The sequence below is a fragment of the Moorena sp. SIO3I6 genome, from assembly GCF_010672095.1.
On record NZ_JAAHHU010000495.1, the window covers coordinates 1 to 3,125 of the forward strand.

The following is a 3,125-nucleotide window of genomic DNA, read 5'->3' on the forward strand; positions in this document are numbered from 1 at the left end:
TCTACTATCCACAAACGTTCAAAATACTTTCTCGCTCTTTTAACGCTTACCGGACTTTCTCTGTTTCTTTGCTGCCAACGTTGGTTTAACAAAACTAGTAAGTCTTTTAGTACTCTTTGAAACAATGATGCTGGAAAGGTTAAGAATCTTTGAGATAGGGCTTGTTGAGACACTTTCACTGCCTTCGCCCACAGCAAGTTTTCCCTTGCTAGCATTCGATTGAGCTCTGTTACTGATGGTACTTGCCGACCCAGTAAACTCAATACCACTGCCAGCATCTATGGGTTACTCAATATCCTGCAAATCATGTCTAATGAGCGGTAGTAGGCTAGTTGATTGTACACGCAAGGTTTGACTAAATCTTCTAGTTGTTGAGCTATGACAATGTTCATCTATATTGGGCTGGTTTCGCGGTCTGGTGTGGTCTCTAATACTTTTTTGGCGGGGGAGCCATTCTCTTTTTACCTTTGTAACCACCGATACTTCAGTTAGTCTACGGTTCGCGAGCCGCATATGCTGGTGCTCGAAGCGATCGCACAGTTTGGGGTTAGCGATCGCACAGTTTGGGGTTAGCGATCGCACAGTTTGGGGTTAGCGATCGCACTGAATAGTTTACCTAGTACAGGATACAGCAATTTCTGGAAAGTACTTGACAAATTGCTCTTTTGCTTAACTTGTCACCAATGCCCATTCCCCATTCCCCATTCCCCATTCCCCATTCCCCATTCCCCATTCCCTAGATTTAGTACTAATGTTGCTGCATAAGTGACATGCTCCCGTCCGTCATCGCTTTGGACTCTCCAGAATCATCTGGGTTGGAGATAGAGGCATTATACTAAATCCGGTTGTCATACCCCATTAAAAAAATGCTTAAATAGAAGCTAGCCAATGATAGAAAGTTAAATTTATAATTTCTTCTTTCATCTCACTCAAAACCTGACAACGTTTTACTAACAATTCTTCGATTTCATCAATCGTCTCAAAACAATTATTTACTAAAGGTTCATCCCCTAATTTTCACAGTATTTCTGCTGGTTGTAATTCTGGAGAGTATGGGGGCAAAAACTCTAGTTTAATTCCTGAAGTAATTTTTACCTTCTTACTCCGATGCCATCCAGCATTATCTTCTACTAACAACACTTTTTTTTTTGAGAAATGCCCACATCTTCGGGAGCATCCCATTTTGGAAAAAAGGAAAAACTTATTCGCGAGTTATGCTCGCGAATAATAACCTAACTTAGATATTTTCTTGCTCCGAGTCGAAAGAAATATCTAGTAAGCTATTTTTTAGAGAATCAATATTTTTTTGTAATTCGGAAACTATGGTTCTTCTGGCTACAGCCATCACCCCAGCAACATGGGCTTGACTTCCAGCCTTCCCCAAATGCTTATATTTACTTAGCTTGGGGGTATCACCTGTGGTGGGAAAAGTGGGTGAAGGAGCTTGTAGTTTATAGTACCAGTAGGCTTTTTGGGGCTGTCGGACTTGATAACGTGCTACCCAAGCATCTTCCGGAGCGAGTTCCCCTTGACCCTCGAAGAAACTTTTGTAGGTTTCGAGGCTGGCAATCGCCGTCTGTAAACGAGTTATTCTCTGTAGTTTATCTTGTTGTGACTGACTTGAAACTCTTCTACCCATTACTCTCAATCCCCATGGGACATCTATTCGCGATTATAACTCGCGAATACAGTCAAAGGAAGAGAGAATTTTTAAGGGCTTAAATAGCTAGTTGACCATTGAGATAGGCACAACGCAGTTGTAAGATATTAGCAACATTCTCTGGTCGCCACTGGGCTCCGGTTAATTTAACTCGGTGGCTGATTTGTTTGACAGCCGATTCCACCGCTCCGCTTCCAATTGAACAAATTTGCTCCCGTTGGAAAGAGTGATAATTGATTAACCTTTTACGGTGTTTTTTGAGATAGCCAATAAAGTTAGTTCCACCCACTGGCTTCGCCAACTTAAGCAACTTCATTGCCTCAGACACCTGTCCTTTCCACAGGTAAGCCTCTAACTGTTCTTTGATTGATTTATTTGTTTCTATTTTATGAATGTTTTCGGTTAAGTGATACCAGTCCAGGATTTCAATTCGATGCTGAGGCTCACCAATAAGAGCAAATATATTCCAGATGCCATCATGTCCATCTCCCAAGCAGTATAAGGGTACGGTCAAGTTTTGACTGTTTATCCAATCAGTTAAAGATAGATTGTCTTGAAAGAAGGCTCCGTAATAAATCCCTTGTAAGCGAGCTGTTTTGTATTCTTGCCAAACACTAGGTTCTCCTTTAACTTCCGTCCTTAAGCGAATTTTTCCGCCATCAACACTTACTTCGGATAACCCTTGTTTTAGATCAGGAGGTGGTAACTCAATTTGGTTAACTTTTCGTTCGCGTAGCGTGGCCAAAGGCCAATGTTGAGTGGAATGACCAACTTTGAGTCCAGTTAAGAGATATAAATCCGTTTCTGCATTGTGATAAGATTCATTGGCACTCAAGAGAAGACAGCATTTTTCCAACAGAGGACTATGTCGCGTTAATGGTTATATTCCCAAAGCATCTGCTTGTTTTTTCGTAATCTTCAGTTTTCCGAGACAACTTTTAATGGTTCGGGTTTTACCTCGTTGGGTATTGGTCTTTTTTGTGATAAAAAAAAGGCAATTTTGGGACTGACGTGTTCTAAAACTTGCTTCCTGACTGCAATTTCAATATCTGCCAGGGTTTCCAAGCTATCCGTGTCAGTATTGTTGTACAGGATCTCGCTGGCTCGTTTTAAACAAGCTTCTAGTTCTTCCCGTTCGGCTTTCTTCATAATCAAAGCGTATGAACATCTACCTCTGTATTCTACCAGCCTAAGTAGTTGAGCCTTACAATGGGGTTTAACTTCGCGAGCAATACTCGCGAAATTAAACCCCACCCTCTTCTTGTATTTTCCAAAATGGGATGCTCCCACATCTTCAGCAAATTTTTTAGAGACTAGGTTTAACCATTCTGTATTGACTCTGGGGATTAAATACCATAAATTTTTTCCAGTCTTAGGTTGGACAAATCCATAGACATACAACCATTGATAACGATGTTGAACAATCGCCATTGGTCTTTCTCCTATTTTCGACCATCCCTTTTTT

3 protein-coding genes and 2 pseudogenes are annotated in these 3,125 nt (G+C 41.1%); all 5 read right to left on the minus strand.

Features of this window, described 5'->3' with window-relative positions; all coding sequences use genetic code 11:
• Nucleotides 1-278: pseudogene (locus F6K49_RS38510) on the minus strand (IS4 family transposase); the annotation flags it as partial.
• A gap of 7 nt (nucleotides 279-285) precedes the next feature.
• A complete protein-coding gene (locus tag F6K49_RS38515; protein ID WP_293067324.1) occupies nucleotides 286-582 on the minus strand; it encodes a hypothetical protein in 297 nt (98 codons plus the stop codon).
• A 435-nt stretch (nucleotides 583-1,017) separates the two neighbouring features.
• On the minus strand, nucleotides 1,018-1,137 hold the full coding sequence (locus F6K49_RS38520) for a transposase (RefSeq protein ID WP_293105677.1): 120 nt from the start codon (nucleotides 1,135-1,137) through the stop codon (nucleotides 1,018-1,020).
• Between the two features lie 100 nt (nucleotides 1,138-1,237).
• Nucleotides 1,238-1,639 (minus strand): transposase, encoded by a 402-nt coding sequence (locus tag F6K49_RS38525; protein WP_293038794.1) that lies wholly within the window; start codon nucleotides 1,637-1,639, stop codon nucleotides 1,238-1,240.
• Nucleotides 1,640-1,718: 79 nt separating this feature from the next.
• Nucleotides 1,719-2,809, minus strand: a pseudogene (locus F6K49_RS38530) (ISKra4 family transposase).
• Between the last annotated feature and the right edge of the window lie 316 nt (nucleotides 2,810-3,125).

Coding starts and splice junctions, on each gene's coding strand:
- F6K49_RS38525 (WP_293038794.1), bottom strand. CDS start 1,639: ATGGGTAGAAGAGTTTCAAGTCAGTCACAACAAGATAAACTACAGAGA.